Source organism: Brevibacillus ruminantium (assembly GCF_023746555.1).
In the GTDB taxonomy this organism is placed as follows: Bacteria; Bacillota; Bacilli; order Brevibacillales; family Brevibacillaceae; genus Brevibacillus; species Brevibacillus ruminantium.
On the sequence record NZ_CP098755.1, the window covers coordinates 2,476,852 to 2,497,331 of the forward strand.

Annotated in this window: 18 protein-coding genes; 17 read left to right on the plus strand and 1 reads right to left on the minus strand. The window is 50.9% G+C overall.

Annotation, left to right across the window (positions count from 1 at the left end; genetic code table 11):
• Nucleotides 1-205 precede the first annotated feature (205 nt).
• A complete protein-coding gene (locus NDK47_RS12210) occupies nt 206-1,882 on the plus strand; it encodes a ribonuclease J (protein WP_251875215.1) in 1,677 nt (558 codons plus the stop codon).
• Between the two features lie 141 nt (nt 1,883-2,023).
• Here NDK47_RS12210 and NDK47_RS12215 read toward each other — a convergent pair whose 3' ends face one another.
• Nucleotides 2,024-2,200 carry a YozQ family protein gene (locus NDK47_RS12215; RefSeq protein ID WP_407653413.1) on the minus strand — a complete coding sequence of 59 codons (177 nt, stop codon included), beginning with the start codon at nt 2,198-2,200 and terminating at the stop codon, nt 2,024-2,026.
• Nucleotides 2,201-2,298: 98 nt separating this feature from the next.
• Between NDK47_RS12215 and NDK47_RS12220 the strand changes: the two genes are divergently transcribed.
• The 16 genes from NDK47_RS12220 (at nt 2,299) to NDK47_RS12295 (ending at nt 20,425) form a co-directional block, all read left to right on the plus strand.
• Entirely contained in the window at nt 2,299-3,108 is an 810-nt protein-coding gene (locus NDK47_RS12220) for a ClpP family protease (RefSeq protein ID WP_251875217.1), read from the plus strand.
• Nucleotides 3,105-3,338, plus strand: a complete 234-nt coding sequence (locus NDK47_RS12225; RefSeq protein WP_251875219.1) for a YlzJ-like family protein — start codon at nt 3,105-3,107, stop codon at nt 3,336-3,338. The genes NDK47_RS12220 and NDK47_RS12225 overlap by 4 nt, the downstream gene beginning before the upstream one ends.
• 131 nt (nt 3,339-3,469) lie before the next feature.
• The gene (locus NDK47_RS12230; RefSeq protein ID WP_251876127.1) at nt 3,470-5,875 is read left to right on the plus strand and encodes an FtsK/SpoIIIE family DNA translocase; all 2,406 of its coding nucleotides are present in this window, start codon (nt 3,470-3,472) and stop codon (nt 5,873-5,875) included.
• 182 nt (nt 5,876-6,057) lie between these two features.
• On the plus strand, nt 6,058-6,783 hold the full coding sequence (locus NDK47_RS12235) for a GntR family transcriptional regulator (RefSeq protein WP_251875221.1): 726 nt from the start codon (nt 6,058-6,060) through the stop codon (nt 6,781-6,783).
• Nucleotides 6,784-6,949: 166 nt separating this feature from the next.
• Complete coding sequence (locus NDK47_RS12240; protein ID WP_251875223.1) at nt 6,950-8,005, plus strand: BMP family lipoprotein; 1,056 nt, start codon at nt 6,950-6,952, stop codon at nt 8,003-8,005.
• Between the two features lie 92 nt (nt 8,006-8,097).
• On the plus strand, nt 8,098-9,639 hold the full coding sequence (locus NDK47_RS12245; protein WP_407653414.1) for an ABC transporter ATP-binding protein: 1,542 nt from the start codon (nt 8,098-8,100) through the stop codon (nt 9,637-9,639).
• The gene (locus NDK47_RS12250) at nt 9,632-10,702 is read left to right on the plus strand and encodes an ABC transporter permease (protein ID WP_251875225.1); all 1,071 of its coding nucleotides are present in this window, start codon (nt 9,632-9,634) and stop codon (nt 10,700-10,702) included. The genes NDK47_RS12245 and NDK47_RS12250 overlap by 8 nt, the downstream gene beginning before the upstream one ends.
• Nucleotides 10,702-11,661, plus strand: coding sequence for an ABC transporter permease (locus NDK47_RS12255; RefSeq protein WP_251875227.1), 960 nt, complete (start codon nt 10,702-10,704; stop codon nt 11,659-11,661). Before NDK47_RS12250 ends, NDK47_RS12255 begins: the two co-directional genes overlap by 1 nt.
• A 79-nt stretch (nt 11,662-11,740) precedes the next feature.
• Nucleotides 11,741-12,754 (plus strand): stalk domain-containing protein, encoded by a 1,014-nt coding sequence (locus tag NDK47_RS12260; protein WP_251875229.1) that lies wholly within the window; start codon nt 11,741-11,743, stop codon nt 12,752-12,754.
• 63 nt (nt 12,755-12,817) lie between these two features.
• A complete protein-coding gene (locus NDK47_RS12265; RefSeq protein WP_251875232.1) occupies nt 12,818-12,976 on the plus strand; it encodes a CpXC domain-containing protein in 159 nt (52 codons plus the stop codon).
• Between the two features lie 86 nt (nt 12,977-13,062).
• Nucleotides 13,063-14,772: a sigma 54-interacting transcriptional regulator gene (locus NDK47_RS12270; protein WP_251875234.1), complete on the plus strand. Its 1,710-nt coding sequence runs from the start codon at nt 13,063-13,065 to the stop codon at nt 14,770-14,772.
• A 160-nt stretch (nt 14,773-14,932) separates the two neighbouring features.
• Entirely contained in the window at nt 14,933-15,724 is a 792-nt protein-coding gene (locus NDK47_RS12275) for a 3-hydroxybutyrate dehydrogenase (protein WP_251875236.1), read from the plus strand.
• Nucleotides 15,725-15,757: 33 nt separating this feature from the next.
• Nucleotides 15,758-16,981 (plus strand): ABC transporter substrate-binding protein, encoded by a 1,224-nt coding sequence (locus tag NDK47_RS12280; RefSeq protein ID WP_251875238.1) that lies wholly within the window; start codon nt 15,758-15,760, stop codon nt 16,979-16,981.
• Nucleotides 16,982-17,069: 88 nt separating this feature from the next.
• Entirely contained in the window at nt 17,070-17,954 is an 885-nt protein-coding gene (locus tag NDK47_RS12285; protein ID WP_251875240.1) for a branched-chain amino acid ABC transporter permease, read from the plus strand.
• Nucleotide 17,955: 1 nt separating this feature from the next.
• Nucleotides 17,956-19,731, plus strand: a complete 1,776-nt coding sequence (locus NDK47_RS12290) for a branched-chain amino acid ABC transporter ATP-binding protein/permease (RefSeq protein WP_251875242.1) — start codon at nt 17,956-17,958, stop codon at nt 19,729-19,731.
• Complete coding sequence (locus tag NDK47_RS12295) at nt 19,715-20,425, plus strand: ABC transporter ATP-binding protein (protein ID WP_251875244.1); 711 nt, start codon at nt 19,715-19,717, stop codon at nt 20,423-20,425. The genes NDK47_RS12290 and NDK47_RS12295 overlap by 17 nt, the downstream gene beginning before the upstream one ends.
• Nucleotides 20,426-20,480 lie beyond the last annotated feature (55 nt).

The window sequence follows — 20,480 nt, forward strand, 5'->3', positions numbered from 1 at the left end:
CCCTTTTCGGTAAGTTACCTATAGTCTGTCAGTTTCTTTCAATTCCATACGATTTTTAGGGTCCTATTTTTCGTGTCGAGAACAATTTGGGTCTGTGGTTCTTTTTTCTTGTGTTCCACTTTTCCATTCGGGTATAATGAGGATAAGTGATTTGGGGCGGTTAATTTGAGTGTGATAGACAACTAAATATAGGAGGTTACACGTTTTGGCAAAATCGAATCACTCTGTTCTCATTTTCGCCTTGGGCGGAGTAGGCGAAATTGGGAAAAACATGTACGTGATCCAATGCGATGATGACATCGTAGTCATTGACGCTGGCTTAAAATTCCCGGAGGAGGAAATGCTGGGAATTGACATGGTGATCCCGGACATCACGTACCTGGAGGAAAATCGCGACAAAGTACGCGGTATTATTGTTACGCACGGACACGAAGACCACATTGGCGGACTGAGCTATGTGCTAAAACGATTGAAAGTACCGGTATATGCGACAAAATTAACTTTGGGTCTGATTGAAGCAAAATTAAAAGAAGCGGGTATCCTAAATGATACCAAGCGCATGTTAATCAACAGCGACTCGGAGCTCGTTCTCGGAGGCATGAAGGCGACATTTTTTCGTGTCAACCACAGCATCCCGGATAGCGTAGGGGTTTGCTTGGAAACGCCGGAAGGGTACATCGTTCACACCGGAGACTTCAAGTTTGATCAGACACCTGTCAACAACCAGCAGGCGGACCTGGCCAAAATGGCGATGATCGGTGACCGTGGTGTATTGTGTCTGCTCTCTGACAGTACGAATTCGGAGCGCCCTGGTTTTACCGGATCGGAGCGTTCCGTCGGGGTTGCGATCAAAGACGTTTTCAGCAAAGCGACGGGAAGAATTATCGTCTCTACCTTTGCCTCGAACGTCCATCGGATTCAACAGGTTGTGGACGCAGCGGCAGAGTATAGCCGGAAAATTGCAGTCGTGGGCAGGAGCATGCAAAACGTCATCAATATCAGTAAAGACCTGGGGTATTTGAACGTACCGGAAGGGCTTTTGATCGAGACGGATGAGGTGAACAAGCTGCCTGCTGAGCAAGTCGTTATTTTATCCACTGGAAGTCAGGGAGAGCCCATGTCAGCGCTCACCCGTATGGCCCGATCCGCCCATCGGAAAATTGACATCCTTCCAGGAGATACTGTAGTAATCGCAGCAACCCCCATCCCAGGCAATGAAAAATACGTTGCACGTACGATTGATCAATTGTCGCGCATCGGCGCAGAAGTGATTTATGGCGGTCACGGACCGAACGGAACCGTCCACGTTTCCGGTCACGGCAGTCAGGAAGACCTTCGACTGATGTTGAACTTGATGAAGCCGCAGTATTTCATTCCCATCCACGGTGAGTTCCGCATGCTGAGGATGCACGGCGTTCTGGCAGAACAAGTGGGTGTTCCCAGTGAAAACATTTTCCTTTTGGATAATGGCGACACAGTGGAAATCTCGGGAGGAAAAGCGCGATTCGGTCCGAAGGTTCACGCGGGCAATGTATTGATTGACGGTCTGGGTGTAGGAGATGTAGGAAATATTGTTCTTCGGGACAGAAAATTACTTTCACAGGATGGAATACTGGTAGTCGTCGTTACACTCAGCAAACAAAATGGTACGATTTTGTCTGGTCCCGACATTATTTCCCGCGGTTTCGTCTATGTACGGGAATCGGAAGAGCTGTTGGAAGAGGCAAATCGCATCGTCACCCAAACACTTGTAAAATGCATGGAAGAAAATGTAAATGAATGGTCGTCGTTGAAAAACAACGTAAAAGAAGCGCTGGGTCGGTTCTTGTATGATCAGACCCGCCGCCGTCCGATGATCTTGCCAATCATTATGGAAGTGTAGGGCAAGACAAACGGAGGCATCGAAAAAACCCCTGAGATTTCAGGGGTTTTTTCTGTGTAAAACGTCAATACATTTTTCATAAAATGGGATGTGCACGCTTGCGGTCAATACTGTTGTCCCTCGATGAGAGGAGAAAATCGTTCAAGGCCGTTTTGCTGGATCATTGTTTCCTTCCATATAGTCATCGCTGACCTGTTCATGCGTAACCGCCAGTCCTTTTTCCGTAAAGGAGCTGCTCTGATAGTCAGAAGGCTGGTAGTTGTTTGTGGCGACTTCATCAGCAGCTTGTGACAAGTCTTCTTCACGTCTGGTTGGCATTTCGGTTTTCCTCCTTCAGTAGATTTCCTTACCTACTAAAATGAGTAAGAAAGCCGAATCTTATCCATACTATCACAGACAGTGAAGGAGGAGGATTCATGCAAAACCGAAACAGGCCAGAATACTTGAATCGACCACCTTTTAGTGGTGCAGAGGAGCCACCGCAAACGACTCCCGTTGAGGACCCGCAGCGTGCACAGCCTCCGGCTGAAAGCCCGGGCAACGATGACTCCAAGAAACGATTGATTGATTCGATTACTACATTGGGGCAAACCAATGTCCCGCAACTGGAAAGCAACATCTACTGCTTGTCGGTAATCGGTCAGGTAGAGGGGCACATCCAGCTTCCGCCGCAAAATAAAACGACCAAATACGAGCATATTATTCCTCAGTTGGTGGCCGCAGAGCAAAACAGCAAGATTGAAGGAGTTATGGTGATTTTAAATACGGTCGGTGGAGATGTAGAGGCAGGTCTGGCGATTGCAGAGATGGTCGCTTCTCTGTCGAAGCCGGTTGTCACTCTGGTTCTTGGCGGCGGTCACAGCATCGGTGTACCGATCGCAGTAGCGGGGGATTATTCCTTTATTGCGGAAACAGCGACCATGACGATCCATCCGATCCGCCTGACCGGACTCGTCATCGGGGTGCCGCAAACCTTTGAATACCTCGACAAAATGCAGGATCGCGTCGTCAGCTTCATTTCCCGCCACTCCAACATCACGGAAGATAAATTCCGCGAGCTGATGCTGAGGACAGGAGAGCTGACGCGAGACATCGGAACAAATGTCGTTGGAACAGACGCCGTCAAATACGGATTGATTGACGAAGTTGGAGGGCTGGGAAAAGCGTTGAAAAAACTGAACGAACTGATAGAAATAGCCCGTAATGGAGAGAAGGTGCTGCAGTGATTTTTTACTCAGTCATGCCTATGGAAGTGGTTTTCGAAGGGATGGATCAAGTGGAAAAGCAGGTCCTGCGAGAGTTGCCAATCGGAGAGGCGACCATGGTCGTTGAACAGACCAGCCCCTACGAAGGAAGAATGGTTCGCCTGATCAGTCCCAACCCGCAGGACTACCTTAATCCGGCCTATATGCCTGGGCAAATCATTCGCTTCCGCCCGGAAGGATTCGGGGAATAAGTCCTGTATTTCTACGATTTTCCTGTGTTATACTAGACGTGAACGAACAGCAGCCGAACAGCATCCCGGCTGCCTTTTTATACGTTGGCGTGCTTTTGCCCACAGGAAAAGAAAGAAAGGAGGCATGCCACCTGAGTAGAAGAGAGAGAAGAAAGTCGCAAACGGCAGTTGCCTCTGTTGTAAAACTGGAGCTGCTGGGTTTAGTCTTGATTGTTCTGTGCCTGATCGGATTATTGGAGAGCGGCTGGCTTGGCAAAAATATACTTGCCTTTCTGTTCCGATTCTTCGCAGGGTCCTGGGATTTTACCATCCCTCTCATCATCATGGGGCTGTCCGTACATATGATGTTTACCCGAAAGCCGCCCCGTCTTTCCCTGCGAGTTTTCGGACTTCTGCTCATACTGCTGGCCGTGTTAACCTGGGATCATCTGTTTTTGTTCAAGCAGGTAACGGCAGGCGGAACCTTTGCGGATCAAAGCATCATCCGTGTGACCTGGGACCGGATCTGGCTGGATCACAGTCAAAAGGTTTCGACGACAGGCGTCGGCGGCGGAATGCTCGGCGCTGTTTTCTTTGCGATCTGCAACAGCCTCGTCGGACTCGTCGGAACCGGTATCATCATCGGCTTTTTGATCCTGGTCGGGATCATGTTTTTATTTAATCTTTCGTATGTAGATATGGCTTTGTTTACGAAAGACAAGCTCTCGATGTTTTATACCAAGCTGAAAGATTCGGTCAAAGATTCTGTGGAGATGCTGCAGTCCGAAAGCGAAAAAAGGAAGCAGAAGGCAGAGGAGAAGCGGGAAGCTGCCAAAGCCAAGCAAGCAGATGATGCAGTCGCCCCAGAGGGTCAATCCAGTGCGGCCTTAAGCGCTGAAACTTCGACGGAAGATCATCCGGAGAACGGAGCGGTAAGCGAACCATCACCTCCAGTTGTAGCACCGCTCATTCGAGATTTTGCTGAAAGACTAGTTGCTGAGGGAGAGAGCGATACAGAGGAAAATCTCCCCCCTGCTGCTGCACGACACAAGGCCGTATCTGCAAAACAGACGCCAGAGAGAGAAATTACCTTCTCGCTAGAGGGGGATGAAGAGATATTTGGCACGCTGGAAAGTGAAGAAGTGCAGCTAAGTATTCCGTATGTCCTTCCCAGTTTGCAAATGCTGCCTCGTCCGAAAAGCTTTACGCCGGGGAAAGATGTTGATCATACTTCCAATGCCAACAAACTGGTGCAGACGCTGAAAAGCTTTGGGGTCAATGCCATTGTTTCCGAAGTCCATCGCGGACCGGCTGTTACGCGGTACGAAGTCCAGCCTGCGACGGGCGTAAAGGTTAGTCGGATCGTCAGTCTGACTGATGACTTGGCCCTTGCGCTGGCTGCCAAGGATATTCGGATTGAAGCCCCGATTCCCGGCAAATCGGCGATCGGGATTGAGATTCCCAATTCCGAAGTAGCCATGGTTTCCCTGCGCGAAGTATTGGAGTCAGCGTCCTACCAGGATGCATCGGCAAAGCTGACAGTGGCGCTGGGGCGCGATATTTCCGGCGAGCCGATCGTAGCCGACCTGACCAAAATGCCTCATCTGTTGGTGGCAGGAGCGACGGGCAGCGGGAAGTCGGTGTGTATCAACGGATTGATCATGAGTATTCTGTTCAAGGCAAGCCCGGATGAAGTAAAACTGATGATGGTCGACCCGAAAATGGTGGAGCTGAACGTCTACAACGGCATTCCGCATCTGCTGGCGCCGGTTGTAACAGATCCGCGCCGCGCTTCGGTCGCCCTGAAAAAGGTCGTCTCAGAGATGGAGCGGCGTTACAACCTGTTTGCCAAAACAGGCAGCCGCAACATCGAAATGTACAATCAGCAGGCGGAAGGCTCCCCGCTGCCCTACATCGTTGTGATCGTCGATGAGCTGGCCGATCTAATGATGGTCGCGCCGGGAGAAGTGGAGGATGCGATTTGTCGCCTGGCTCAGATGGCCCGTGCTGCCGGTATCCACCTGATCATCGCGACACAGCGGCCTTCCGTGGATGTCATTACAGGGTTGATCAAGGCAAACATCCCGTCGCGGATTGCGTTCGGCGTCTCTTCTATGGCTGACTCCCGCACGATTTTGGACATGGGAGGCGCAGAAAAGCTGCTCGGACGCGGAGATATGCTCTATCTGCCGATGGGCGCTTCCAAACCAACCCGTGTGCAGGGGGCGTTTGTCTCTGACAAGGAAGTAGAGGAAGTCGTCAAGTTTGTCAAAGAACAGCAAGAGGCTCGCTACCAGGAAGATATGATCCCCGAAGAAATAAGCGAAGATGCACAACCTGTCGCAGATGACGATATGTACGATCAGGCCGTCCAGGTGGTTGTCGAGGCCCAGCAGGCATCCGCTTCCCTTTTGCAGCGCAGGCTGCGGGTTGGTTATACGAGAGCTGCCCGTTTGATCGACATGATGGAAGCGCAGGGCATTGTTGGACCCTACGAAGGCAGCAAGCCGCGAGAGGTTCGCCTGCCCAGACCTACGCCCGAAAGCAATATTTCCTGATAGAAACAAACCCATAACATACCAGCGGGGCTGGCAAGCAATAAAAAAAATTGGCTTGCATGATATCGGCCCCTAAGGTACAATTTTTAAGGATACAAAGGAAATTGTTGTTATCGTCTTTTGTGTTTAAGAGGTCTGACGTCTTACCTATTGAATAGCAGAGAATGCAGGAGTGAAGGAAGATGAGCATCAAGGGGAGTTTCCGTTCGCTTTGTCTCTTGGTAATGGACAAGATCAAAAGCGACATCGAATCTGGGACACTAAAACCCGGGGTGCGTCTCCCTTCCGAAGCCGATCTGTCCAAACAGTTGGGCGTAAGTCGAGCGACGCTGCGGGAAGCACTCCGTCTTCTCGAAGAGGAGAAAATTGTCATCCGAAAGCATGGAGTAGGGACATTTATTAATGCCCGGCCTGTTTTTTCGGGAGGAATTGGGGAACTCTTTAGTGTGACGGATGCGATCGAACGCCAGGGCTATCAGGCCGGCACAACTATTTTGCGTACTGCCTACGGCGAACCTGCAGAGGAAGAACGGAAACGCCTTTCTCTCAATCCAGGCGAAGGTGTTCTCATGGTAGAACGCATTCGTACGGCGGATGGGGAGCCGGTCGTCTATTGCATGGACCGGATACCTGCTCATCTTGTTCCTGGGGGCTATACCGAGGGTGGAGAGTCTATTTTCAAGTGGCTGGAGTCTGTTACGGGGATACGCATTTCCTATGCGATTGCGGATATCGAACCTTTGGGTTACTCTGAAAAGGCTTCTCCGCTATTGAAATGCAGCAAAACGACTCCTCTTTTACTCTTAAAGCAGATCCATTACGACGAAAATGAAAGACCTGTCCTGTATTCGCATAATTACTTCCGGGCAGACAAATTTCACTTTCATGTCGTACGCAGACGGTTGTAACAGTGAGGGAAACCTCGCTCAACAATTTCATCTTACCAACCGGTCCAGACTGTTTTCCCTCTCTAGCAGCGGGAACAATGTGTGTTGACCAACAAAAATGTTTCACCTACTTTCAGAAAAAGCGCCAATGCGTTTTTTCACACAAAAAAACAGGGGGTATTCTGACATGAAAAAGGTACTTTCCGTCCTATCCGTAGCTACCCTTAGCCTGTCACTCGTTCTGGCTGGCTGTGGTAGCAAACCCGAAGGACAGAACCAAGGTGCTGGCAATCAAGGTGGAGCACAAGGGGGAGAAGCAGCCGCAACCACTCGCATCGGTATGGTTACCGACATTGGTGGGGTAAACGACAACTCGTTTAACCAAAGCGCGTGGGAAGGTCTGCAAAAGCTGCAAAAAGACCTGAATCTGCCGAAAGAAAGCGTAGACTATCTGCAATCTACCTCTGATGCAGATTACATCCCGAACCTGACTCAATTCGTAAAAGACAAATGGGATCTCACTTGGGGTATCGGTTTTGTAATCGGTGACCACGTGAAAAAGGTAGCAACAGAAAACCCTGACAGCAAGCTGGCCATCATCGATGCAGAAGTAGATGCACCAAACGTAGAATCCGTACTCTTCAAAGAGCATGAAGGTTCCTACCTGGCTGGTGTAGTCGCAGCGAAAATGTCCAAGTCCAAAAAGGTTGGTTTCGTGGGTGGTATGGAAATCCCGGTAATCAAACGCTTTGAAGTTGGCTTTGCTGAAGGTGTAAAAGCTGTAGACCCAAGCGTACAAGTTATTACTGTTTACACGGGTGCATTTGACAAACCAGACCTGGGCAAATCTACTGCTTCCCAAATGTACGACCAAGGCGCGGACATCATCTTCCACGCGTCCGGTGCAACTGGCGACGGCGTGTTCAACGAAGCTAAAAACCGCAAATCCAAAGGTCAAGACGTATGGGTAATCGGTGTGGACAAAGACCAATCCCTGACATTTGGTGACGACGTTACCCTGACTTCCATGGTAAAACGCGTAGACGAAGCTGTTTACCGTGTATCCAAAGACGTAATCGACGGCAAGTTCGAAGGCGGAAAAATCGTATGGCTCGGCCTTGCTGAGAACGGTGTTGGCCTCGCTGACACCTCCACCAAGAACGTACCAGCTGATGTCCTGAAGCTGGCGGATGAGTTCAAAGAGAAGATCGTCAAAGGCGAAATCACTGTACCAGAAAAGTAAGAGCGGAAAGCTGAGAGAGACAAGGCTAGTTCGAGCGACTAGCCTTGTTCTTTACCTTCTACAATAGACCCACGAAAACGGGGGGAACATGGTTGAAACCTGTACAGACTGTTGTTGAAATGCGCGGTATTACCAAGCGCTTCCCCGGCATTATTGCCAATGACAACATCAACCTTGTCGTGAAAAAAGGGGAGATCCACGCCCTCCTGGGAGAGAACGGCGCTGGCAAATCCACGTTGATGAACGTGTTGTTCGGATTGTATCAGCCTGAAGAGGGCGACATCCTGATTAATGAAAAGGTCGTTAAAATCACGAGCCCGAATGTAGCAAATGAACTTGGAATTGGCATGGTCCACCAGCATTTTATGCTCGTGGAAAAGTTTACTGTTGCTGAAAACATTGTATTGGGAAATGAACCGAAATCCGGGTTAAAGATAGATATGCAGCGAGCCATTCAGGACGTGGAGAAGCTCTCCAATCAATATGGCCTGAAGGTAGATCCGCGAGCGAAAATCGAAGACATTTCGGTGGGAATGCAGCAGCGCGTAGAGATTTTGAAAACGCTTTACCGCGGTGCGGACATTCTGATTTTTGACGAGCCTACTGCTGTACTGACCCCTCAGGAAATTATGGAACTGATCGAGATCATGCATAATCTGGTCAAAGAGGGAAAAACCATTATCTTGATTACGCACAAGCTAAAAGAAATTATGGCTGTGTGCGATTCCGTCACCATCATCCGCAGAGGAAAGGTTATTGATTCGCTTGCGATCAAAGACACAAACACGGATGAGCTTGCTGCCAAAATGGTGGGCAGAGAAGTAAACTTCCGGGTGGACAAGCAGCCATCCCGCCCCAAAGAAGTGATCTTGTCTGTGGAAGGCGTGACCGCTATGGGAAACCGTGGCGTCAATGCATTAAACAACATCAGCCTGGAGGTCAGAGGGGGCGAAATCCTCGGGATCGCTGGCGTCGATGGAAACGGCCAAAGTGAGTTGATCGAGGTTTTGACCGGCCTTCGAAAAGCTTCCAGCGGCCGGGTTCTTCTGAAAGGGCAAGAGATTACCAATCAGTCACCGCGTCTGATCTCAGAGTCTGGCTTGTCACATATTCCAGAGGATCGTCACAAACACGGTCTTATTCTCGATTTTTCCATGAGCGAAAACATGGTTTTGGAGACGTATTTCCATAAGGAATTTAATAAAAACGGATTCCTGGACTATCCGGCGATTGACAAGCATGCCAGCAAGCTGATCAAGGAGTTTGATGTGCGGACACCCAGTATTTACACGAAAGCCCGTGCACTCTCCGGAGGAAATCAGCAAAAGGCAATTATCGCTCGCGAAGTAAACAAGGACCCTGATCTGTTGATCGCGGCTCAGCCGACGCGCGGCCTCGATGTCGGGGCGATCGAATTTATTCATAAACGGCTGATTGAGCAGCGTGACAAAGGTAAAGCTGTGCTGCTGCTGTCCTTGGAACTGGACGAAATTATCAATGTGTCCGATCGCATTGCTGTTATTTACGAAGGCCAGATTGTCGGCATTGTCGATGCGAAAGAGACGAACGAGCAAGAGCTCGGCTTGATGATGTCCGGAGGAAAACGTATGCAAGGGGGCGGCAACGGTGAATAGAGTCATCGCCATTTTTACCAAGGAATCCTTCCTCGTGCCGGTTGCTGCCATTATCCTCGGCTTGCTGACGGGCGCGATTGCCATGCTGGCGGGGGGCTTTAACCCGGTCAAGGCCTATGCATCCTTGATTGAAAAGGTTTTTGGCAATGCGTATAACTTTGGGGAAACGATTCGACAGATCACTCCGCTGATCTTTACAGGTCTTTCTGTAGCATTTGCCTTCCGTACCGGTTTGTTTAACATCGGAGCGGAGGGGCAGTTTATCATCGGGATGATCGCTTCCACAGCGGTTGGGATCTCCGTTGATCTTCCCTGGTACCTTCATGCGCCGCTGGCTGTACTGGCGGGTGGTCTGGCAGGAGGTTTGTGGGGAGCCATCGCCGGTTGGCTAAAGGCGGCCCGCGGTGTAAACGAGGTCATTACGACGATCATGCTGAACTGGATCGCCCTTTATTTTGCCAACTATATTCTCAAAGCGTTTTACGTGGCGGAAGGCCAACAACGCTCCGATATGATCAAGGACTCGGCATCGATTTCCTTTGCATGGCTCTCGCAAATGTTTGACAGTGCGCGCCTGCACTGGGGAACATTGCTTGCCGTATTGGCGGCTGTCTTCTTCTACGTCCTGTTGTGGAAAACCAAGAGTGGCTTTGAGCTGCGTGCTGTCGGTCTGAATCCGAACGCTTCGGAGTACGCAGGCATGAATGTAAACCGCAACGTTGTCAACGCAATGTTCGTCGGCGGGATGTTCGCCGGAATCGGGGGCGCATGCGAGATTTTGGGCGTCTTCCACTATCAATCCATCATGGCTGCACAGCCGGGCTACGGGTTTGACGGAATTGCCGTTGCCTTGATCGGCGGCAACACTCCGCTTGGCGTTGTATTGGGAGCGATTCTGTTCGGGATATTGACGTTCGGGGCAGCAGGCATGAAGTTTGGTGCAGGTGTTCCGGTGGAATTGATCCGGGTGGTCATCTCTTCCGTCATCTTCTTTGTTGCAGCTCATGGCATCGTGAAGTTTTTCATTAAGCCAATCTGGAAGAAAAAGGAGGGTGGACACTGATGGATTGGGGAGTCGTACTCAGCAACCTTTTGCATGACACCATCGTGTTTTCCACTGCCTTGATATTTGCCGCTTTGGGCGGGATGTACTCGGAGCGATCCGGGGTTGTCAACATTGCGCTGGAGGGCATGATGGTAATTGGCGCCTTTACAGGTGCGGTGGTTACTTATTTTGCACAGGATACGTTTGGCGGACTGGCTCCGTGGATCGGCTTTCTGGGCGCATGTATCGCCGGGGCAATCTTCGCAGCACCGCATGCGGTTGCATCGATTACCTTTCGGGCCGATCAGGTTGTCAGTGGCGTAGCCCTGAACTTTTTGGCTGTCGGTCTTTCGGTTTACCTGACCAAAATCATCTTCCACGGTGCAGGGCAAACAACCACCCTTCAACAGGTCTTTGGAAAGTGGCACATTCCTTTGCTTAGCGATATTCCGATCTTGGGACATGCTATTTTTGAAGGCTATCCCACCAGTTATATTGCGTTTGCACTCGTTGCTTTTTCCTGGTATTTGCTCTTTAAAACATCGTTTGGACTTCGCCTCCGCGCTGTCGGTGAGCATCCGCGCGCAGCCGATACAGTCGGGATCAATGTAAAGCGGATGCGCTATACAGCAGTGCTGATCTCCGGTGCCTTGGCAGCGATGGGCGGAGCGACCATCTCGCTCACAACGACCAGCAACTTCTCTCATAACACCGTTTCCGGGCAAGGCTTTATTGCCCTTGCAGCACTCATTTTCGGGAAATGGCATCCGATGGGAGCGATGGGCGCTGCCCTGTTCTTCGGGGTTGCGCAAGCGATCAAGTCCCTGGTTCAAATTTTTGGCTTGACCAAATATGTACCGACAGAAGTGATCTTTATGCTTCCGTATGTGCTCACCATCCTGGTGCTGGCTGGAGTAGTGGGACGATCCAGTGCCCCGGCAGCACTCGGAAAGGTATACGAGACTGGATCTCGCTGATTAACAATTTTTGCGTCTGGAACCTGTCTTTCTCCCTGTGCGATAATGTGTACGACAAAAATCGCACAGGGGGGATAAGATGAACCGCTGCTTACATAGTAACAGCTCTCGTCTGATCAGCAGGATTCTGGGCGCGTTTTTGCTTGTGACGGTTTTCACGATCTTTCACAGCAAAGCGGCTTTTGCCCAATCACCAGGCCCTGTCATCTCTTTGATAGTAGATGGCATCGGTGTGAAAACGGATGTTCCGCCTCTGCATCAAAACGGGCGAATCCTCGTCCCGATACGCTTTGTTGCAGAGCAGTTGGGAACGAAGGTTTCCTATGATGCGGATTCTCGCCGGGTTACGCTGCGGGATGGCGTGAATCAAGTCGCTGTATTTGCCGACAGCCGGATTGGTTATGTGAATGGAGAACGTGTGACGCTGGATACAGCAACCGTGATTCAAAATCAAAGGACTATGATCCCTGTCCGCTTTGTGAGTGAAACGCTGGGGTATTCGGTCGCCTGGGATAACAGGGCGAAAGTAGTGAAGATTCGGACACGTGATGAAGATCACGAGCAGTCTGCCAAAATAGCAGCTTCTCCGGTCACTGCACAGGTAAAGAATGCAGATCTGCTCTCGGAACGCTATGTGTTCCCTTTTGATAAGCATAGCCACTACGAAGCATACGGTGACAGCTACGGATCAGCGCGAGAGTGGAGCGAAAGCCATTCGGGAAATGCTCGTTCACACGAGGGCATCGACATCATGGCTCCTCAAGGAACACCGGTTTACAGTGTGGGAGACGGCGTGATCAACCGGATTGGTTGGAATACCTATGGCGGCTGGAGGATCAATATTACGGATGATTCAGGCAAGTTTAAAATGTATTACGCACATTTGCAGGCTTATTGTCCCGATTTACAGGTGGGAACGCGAATCCAGGCAGGCCAACTGATTGGATTTGTGGGGACGACAGGCTATGGGGCTCCAGGGACCTCTGGCATGTTTCCGCCCCATTTGCATTTTGGCCTGTACCGAGCGTCCGATGATGTTGCGTTCAATCCTTATTCCTACCTGCAGTTCTGGGAAAACAACAAGGTTGACTAACAGAGAAAGCATCTGGGGTAAACTACATGTATGGAAAGGACTTCAATCAAAGGAGGACACCATATGTGGACATGTCCCTACTGCGGCGGCACGCACGGTTTGCCGTTTCATGACAGTCAACTGGACGGGATGCTTTGCTTGGAGCCCGATTGCGGGCGTTTTGAAGAAAGTCACACGGACCACGATGATCTCAGTCTTTGGGACACCACGGATATCGTATGAGCGACAGGAAAAGGAAAGGAGCAAAAAGGCTCCTTTTTTCTTTTCCTTTTTTTCGGTAAAGTGGAAGGAGAAGGAGGGGTGTACGCGTGGAGTTTTCGTTGTTTGAATTTTTGGATAATATGCCGCATGGTTTTGTTTTTGTGGATCGCGGCGGCATCATCACCCATGTGAATAACGCTTGTGCCCAGTTGCTGGGCTTAAAAAAGGAAGAAATCATCAATCGGCCGATCATCAGCATTGCGCCCGGCTCTGATATGCTGCAGGTCATGAATCAGGGGAAAGCAAGTCTTCGCAGGGAAATCCAGTTTGGCGAAAAGCTGTTTTTGGTTGACCGTTTGCCTCTTTTCTCCGAGGAAAAGGTAGTGGGCGGACTCTCGATTTTTCAGATCATGCCAAACTCATCTGATAAGGGCGGCTTGTGGTCTGAGCAGGAGCGGGAGCTTCATCAATTCAAAGAACTGGTGGAACAGTTGTACGATGGTATCGTCATGTGCGATAAAAACGGAATCATCACGATGATCAACCAGAGCTACTGCGACTTTTTGGGCACGACGATTGAGGAGGCCATCGGGAGACATATAACGGAAGTAATTGAAAATACGAGGATGCATGTCGTCATCCAGACCGGAAAGGCAGAGATCGATCAACTGATGAGAATCGGTGACAGAGAGATCATCGTCAGCCGGATGCCGTTAAAAGAGGGAGAGGAGACGGTTGGCGCTTTGGGAAAAGTGGTGTTCAGCGATTTGCGAGAGCTGAGGAGCATCGTCGAGAGGTACAACATCATGGAGCGGAAGCTGGATTTCTATCGGCAGGAGCTAAAGCGAATGATGGGTGCCAAATATTCCTTTGCCCACATCATGGCGGAGCATCCGTTGATGAAAGAAGCCGTGCAGATGGCCAAGCGGATTGCCAAAACCAGGTCTTCGGTGTTGATTCTGGGGGAAAGCGGGACAGGCAAGGAGTTGTTTGCCCACGCCATCCATGAAGCAAGCAGCCGGGCCGAGGGAGCATTTGTCCGTGTAAATTGTGCTGCCATTCCCAAGGATTTGATGGAAGCGGAGCTGTTTGGGTATGAAGAGGGAGCGTTTACCGGAGCGAAAAAGGGGGGCAAGCCCGGAAAGATTGAGTTGGCCAACCAGGGAACCTTGTTCCTGGATGAAATCGGGGATATGCCACTGGACATGCAAGCCAAGCTGCTTCGGGTTTTGCAGGAAAGAGAGGTGGAGCGGATCGGTGCAACCCGGCCGATCGGTGTGGACATTCGCGTTATCGCTGCCACGCACCGCCCTTTGGAAAAACTGATTCAAGAGGGCAAATTTCGCGAGGACCTGTATTATCGGCTGAACGTCTTCATGATCAATCTGCCGCCGCTGCGTGTGCAAGGGGCGACGATTCTCTCGCTCGCAGGCAAGCTGATCAACAAGCTGAATGCAGAGCTTTATACAAATGTCTCGGGCCTGAGCGAACGGGTTCAGAATATCTTTTTTGCACATAAATGGCCAGGAAATCTCCGCGAGATGAATAACGTCTTGGAGCGGGCTGTGCAGCTGGCGGAAGAGGGCGAGCTCGATCTTGAGCATCTCCCGCCTTATTTGCTGGACAAACAGGTGGTCAGAACAAGTGAAGGTATTTCGCTCGATCTGGAAGCAGAACTGGCCAAGACAGAAAAGAGGGTATTGGAGGCGGCGCTCGCTCACTGTGAAGGAAATAAAGTACAAGCCGCTCAGCTTCTGGGGATCCATCGAGCCAGCTTGTATCGAAAGCTGGAAAAACACCAGATTGCTCAAAAATAATGTCTCAATATCGCTACATGTCGTACATATGCTACAGGAGTAGTGTCGCAAAAAATCAACACGGATGTGTTACCCCTGATGGATTCTGCTTCCTTTCTTTGGCATGAAGTTTGCAAATATTCTGTTTTGTAAACGTTTACAGGCGAGGGAAGGAGGACTTATGCAAACGAATCTACTGCAAAACAAGGTTGCTTTGATTACCGGGGGTGCAAGCGGGATCGGGCTTGCCATCGCTGAAAAAATGTTCGAGGCCGGATGTCATCTTGCCATTGCCGACATTGACCTTGGCAAAGCTGAAGTGGCGATCATGTCCATGGCTGAGAGGGAACAACAGAAGAAAATCGCGATTCAGGCAGATCTGTCGGAAACAGAATCGATCAGGCACATGGTGGCAACATGCGAGCAAAGCATGGGTCCGGTCGACATTCTGGTGAACAATGCTGGCTTTCAATATGTAGCCCCGATTGAAACCTGTGATCCCAGACAATTTCAAAAGCTCATTGAAGTCATGCTGGTAGGGCCTTTTGTGGCTACACAAGCCGTATTTGCCCAAATGAAGGAGCGTGGCTGGGGGCGGATCATCAACATTTCCTCCATCAACGGAAAGATGGGTGCGCCCTTTAAGGCAGGGTACTGCTCAGCCAAACACGGAATTATCGGGCTGACGAGGGTTACTGCCATGGAGGCGGCAGATTCGGGTGTTACCTGCAATGCCATCTGTCCCGGGTATGTGGATACCCCGCTTGTCCGCAACCAGCTTTCCGATCTGGCAAAAAGCTATCAGTTGGCAGAAGGCGAGGTGTTGGAGGAAGTGATACTCAGGCATGTGCCCCAGCATCGATTGCTGGAAGCGGGGGAAATCGGCAATCTCGCGGTTTATCTCGCATCCGATCTGGCGACAGGCATTACTGGGCAAGCAGTGAATATCTCCGGGGGTTATGTCATGCACTAAGGAATTGTTTGGAGAAAAAAGGGGGTAATGACGATGAGCAAGGCAAAATGGTGGGTATCTTTGACGATGGCCTTAACACTTGGGGCAGCGGGATGCGGTCCGCAGCTGGACCAGCAATCCTCCGGCGGCCAAACCGGGGGACAGCCAGCTTCCAGCGGAGCGGCAGCAAATGCAACAAGTGGCGGGGAAGTGTTCAACGTCGGACTGGCGATTTCACTAAGCGGCGGAACAGCCAAGTTCGGTGAAGCGGTGAAACGGGCAGCGCAAATGGCGGTGGACGACTTTAACGAAGCGGGCGGCGCAGATGGCAAAAAAGCCAAGCTGATCGTCTATGATGATGAGGCCAAGCCTGAAAAATCCGTAGAGATTGTCCAGCGTCTGATCCAACAGGATAAGGTCGTCGCTTTTGTCGGGCCAGCCAACTCCGGGAACGCCAAAGCGCAAATCAAGTTCGCCCAGGAAGCGGGAATTCCGGAAATCATCCCGGTCGCGACGGGAACAGCGATTACGGAGACCTACGAAAAAGAAGACAAAAACTATATTTTCCGCGTTGCCCCCTACGACAAAGGCCAGGTCGAAACCATCCTCAAGTGGGTTGTTTCCGATAAGAAACTGACCAAAATTGGTCTTCTGCACGATACGACCGGTTATGGCCAGGGCGGGAGAGCGGACGTCGAGGCCGTTTTAAAAGAGCAGTACAACATGAGTTTGACTGCCGTGGAATCCTTTCAGGTGAACGATACCAATATGGAAGCGCAACTAGCCAAGATGCGTGATGCACAGGTCGAAGTCGTGATTTTTTACGGCCTGGCGCCAGAAGCTGCTCAGTATCTGAAGTCGAGACAGAAGCTGGATTACTATCCTTTGACGGTGGCATCGTGGGCGATGGGCGATCCGACAGTGAAAGAGCTGGTGGGCGATTTGGTCAATAAAGATGTCTACATGGTGCAATCCTTTACCATTGACCAAAGCGAAGAGTCGCGTGCGTTTCATGAAAAGGTGGTGGCCAGATTTGGCGATGACATCTTCCCGATCGCCTCGGCACAAGGCTATGATTGCATGCAACTGATCCTGGAAGCGGTAAAAAAAGCAGGAACAGATCCCAAAGCCATTCGGGACGCAATCGAGAATATGGATTCCTTCAAAGGAGTTACCGCCATCGGCGAGCGGCCTTTTACCAAAGAAAAGCACGAGGGCTTGACCAGCGCAAACATGTTCCTCGCGACGTACAAGGATGGGGCAATCGTCAAGCCCTGAGTCTGATAACTAGTCTGATTTATTAAAAAGGACAAAGGATTGATCTGCTTTGTGCTTACTTAAAAAGTTGTGAAAGGAGGAATTGCTTTTGCTGCAAGCCATCGTAAGCGGATTGATTCTGGGAAGCATCTACGCTATTATCGCCCAGGGCTATTATATTACCTATGTGACAACCCGCACCATGAATTTTGGCCAAGGGGATTTCTTGATGCTGGGGGCATTGCTGGGCTTGACCTCACTTGGGGCAATGACCTCTTCAGGAATGAATCTGATCGTTTCCATTCTGTTCACCTTGATGATTGTGGCGGCAGCGATGGGTCTTCTGGGCTGGGGTCTGGAGAGGGGAGCCATACGCCCTCTCAGCCACCTCCTGTCTGTAGGCTGGATTCTCAGCACGGTGGCGGTCTCTTTGATGATACGAAATATTGCCATGCTGATTTGGGGGAGGAATGTCATCCCCTTTCCTTCCCCTTTCGGCAGCGAGGTATATCGGTTTGGCACCGTGGGCATCACCAAGCATGAGTTGTTTGTAGCCGTCGGTGCGATTATCATCATGGCCTGTCTCTTTTTCTTTTTAAATAAATCGCTGTTGGGAAAGGCGTTGGCTGCAGTGGCCTATAATTCGGAGGCAGCCTCGCTCATGGGGATCAATCCGAAAAGAATGGCGGTACTGGCTTTTGCGCTCTCGTCGGCACTTGCCGGCATCGGCGGCATTCTCGTCGGACCGATTACCAATACAGCGTTTTTCATGGGAGCCAATCTGGGCTTGAAAGCATTTGCTGCAGCGATTATCGGGGGATTGACCAATCCATTAGGCATTTTGATCGGAGGTCTTCTGCTCGGCGTTATCGAACAGGTGTTTTCTTTGTATAGCTCCGCCTACAAGGATGCGAGCGCATTTCTCCTTATTTTGATCGTATTGATCTTTCTGCCTCAAGGATTATTGGGCAAGAAAATAAAGGAGAAATTCTGAAATGAAAAAAGGACTCCTTTACCTGTTGGTTGCCGTCGCCCTTTATTTCTTTCCTTGGCTGTTCCCCAATTCGTATTACGTTCACATGGCCCAGGGCTTTCTCTATACGTACATCGTAGTAGCGGGGCTGAACCTTCTGGTTGGCCTTTCGGGACAACTGTCCTTGGGGCATGCCGGTTTCTATGCGATCGGGGCTTATGTGACCGGGCTTTGTACAGTTGCAGGCATGCCGTTTTTGCTCAGTCTGCTCTTGGGCGTATTGCTCTGTGCCGCTGCCGGAGGGCTGGTAGCGATGCTCTCTCTCCGTGCGAAGGGGCCCTATCTGGCAATGGTGACGATTGCCTTTGGGCTGCTCGTGGAAATCGTCGCGAATCGCTGGGTGGAAGTAACAGGCGGACCGGCTGGTCTGTATCTGCCGGAAGCCCGTTTGTTTGGTGCGCCATTGGGAACAGTCTCTTATTATTGGTTTATCGCGGTAGTCGCTTTGATCGTCACTGTTTTGATCGACAATCTCTTCACCTCGCGTTTTGGCAGAACATTTCGGGCCATGGGCAACAGTGAAGTGGCAGCCGCTACAGTAGGTGTTCATGTAAGGAACTGGAAGATCATGGCTTTTGCTATCAGCGCGTGTACGGCAGGACTCGCCGGAGCTTTATTCGCCTTTCAAAATGCGTATTTCAATAGTGATACTTTCACGTTTGACAAGTCAATCCTGTTCCTCGTCGGAGTCATTGTGGGCGGAGCAGGAACCAGACTGGGCCCCTTGGTTGGTACGGTGGTTATTTTTCTTTTGCCGCAATGGGTGCAAAGCTTGTATGACTACCACCTTCTGATCTTCGGCGGAATCCTGCTGGTGAGTCTGATTGCGCTTCCTGAGGGGATCGTCGGCGGAGTGGAGAGACTGTTGAAAGAGAGGAAGAAGCTCCCTCCGGCAGCGGGAGAAGAATCCAGTCAGGAAGCCGATGCACCCAGCCAGATGGACAACAAGGCTGGCGCGGCCTTGACGGTTGATTCTGTCGTCATGGAGTTTGATGGTTTTCGAGCCGTGGATGATATCAATCTAAGCATTAGCGGCTCAGAAGTAAGGGGATTGATCGGACCCAATGGATCAGGAAAAAGCACGACGGTGAACATGCTCTCCGGTGTCTACGTCCCGACCCAAGGCAAGCTTCGCTGGAAGGGTGTCGATGTGACCAACTATCCGCCGCATCGCATGGCGGCAGCAGGAATTACCCGTACGTTTCAGAATCTTCAACTGTTTCACGAGCTTACCGTTCTGGAAAACGTGATGCTTGGCTTTCATATGCACTATCGCACTGGTTTTACGGCAAATCTCTTGCACACGCCCGGTTTTTGGCGGGAAGAAAAGCGGTATCGTGACGAATCCATTCGACTTCTTCACTTCGTCGGGCTCGCTGACAAAGCGGATGAGCAAGCAGCCAATCTCTCTTACGGACAGCAGAGGTTGGTGGAAATCGCCCGCGCCTTGGCCACCCGGCCTGATCTGCTGATTCTGGATGAACCGGCGGCTGGTGCCAGCATGTTTGAGGTGGACAACATCGTTCGCGTCATTCGAAAGGTAAAGCAATCCGGCATTTCAATATTGCTGGTGGAGCACCATATGGAGATTGTGATGAACGTTTGCGATACGATCACTGTGCTCGACTTCGGAAAAAAGATCGCAGAAGGCGATCCTGCTTATATTCAGTCCCATCCACAGGTCATCGAAGCATATCTGGGCGGGGAGGAGGTGACGCAGCTTGTTGTCGGTAAATAATGTGCGGGTTCATTACGGGATGGCCGAAGCACTGCGCGGCGTTTCTCTGGAAGTGGCGAAAGGGGAGATCGTCGCCATGATCGGCCGGAACGGGGCAGGCAAAACCACGCTGCTAAAAGCGATCACGGGTCTGGTGAAGCTGCGCGAGGGGGACATCATCTATCAAGGAGAGAGGATCACCGGCATGCAGGCACACGCCATCATGCGGCTGGGGATTGGGCATGTTCCGCAGGGCCGGCAGGTATTTGGCGATCAGACGGTTGAGGATAATCTGATCCTCGGAGCTTTCACCAAGATCAAGCAGCAGCCCCGCCAGGTTCGGGACTGGCTGGAGCGGGAGTATACGAGGTTCCCTCGTTTGAAGGAGCGCTCCAAACAGTTGGCGGGCACGCTGTCAGGCGGCGAGCAGCAGATGCTGGCCCTGTCCCGTGCACTGATGTCCGATCCGGAAATGCTCGTTCTGGATGAACCTTCGATGGGCCTGTCACCGCTATTTGTCAAACAGATTCTGGATACGGTGATTCAACTGCGCAAAGAGGGCAAGACGATTCTGCTGGTGGAACAACTGGCCGCCGCCGCACTGTCCATCTCGGATCGCGCCTATGTTCTGTCGTCCGGGCAGATCGAAATGAGCGGGACCGCCTCCGATCTTCTGCATGATGAAAAAGTGGTACGCACGTATCTGGGGGCATAATCTAATAGAGAGAAGGAAAGGACGGTATGAACATGATTGCCGTCCTTTTTTACGT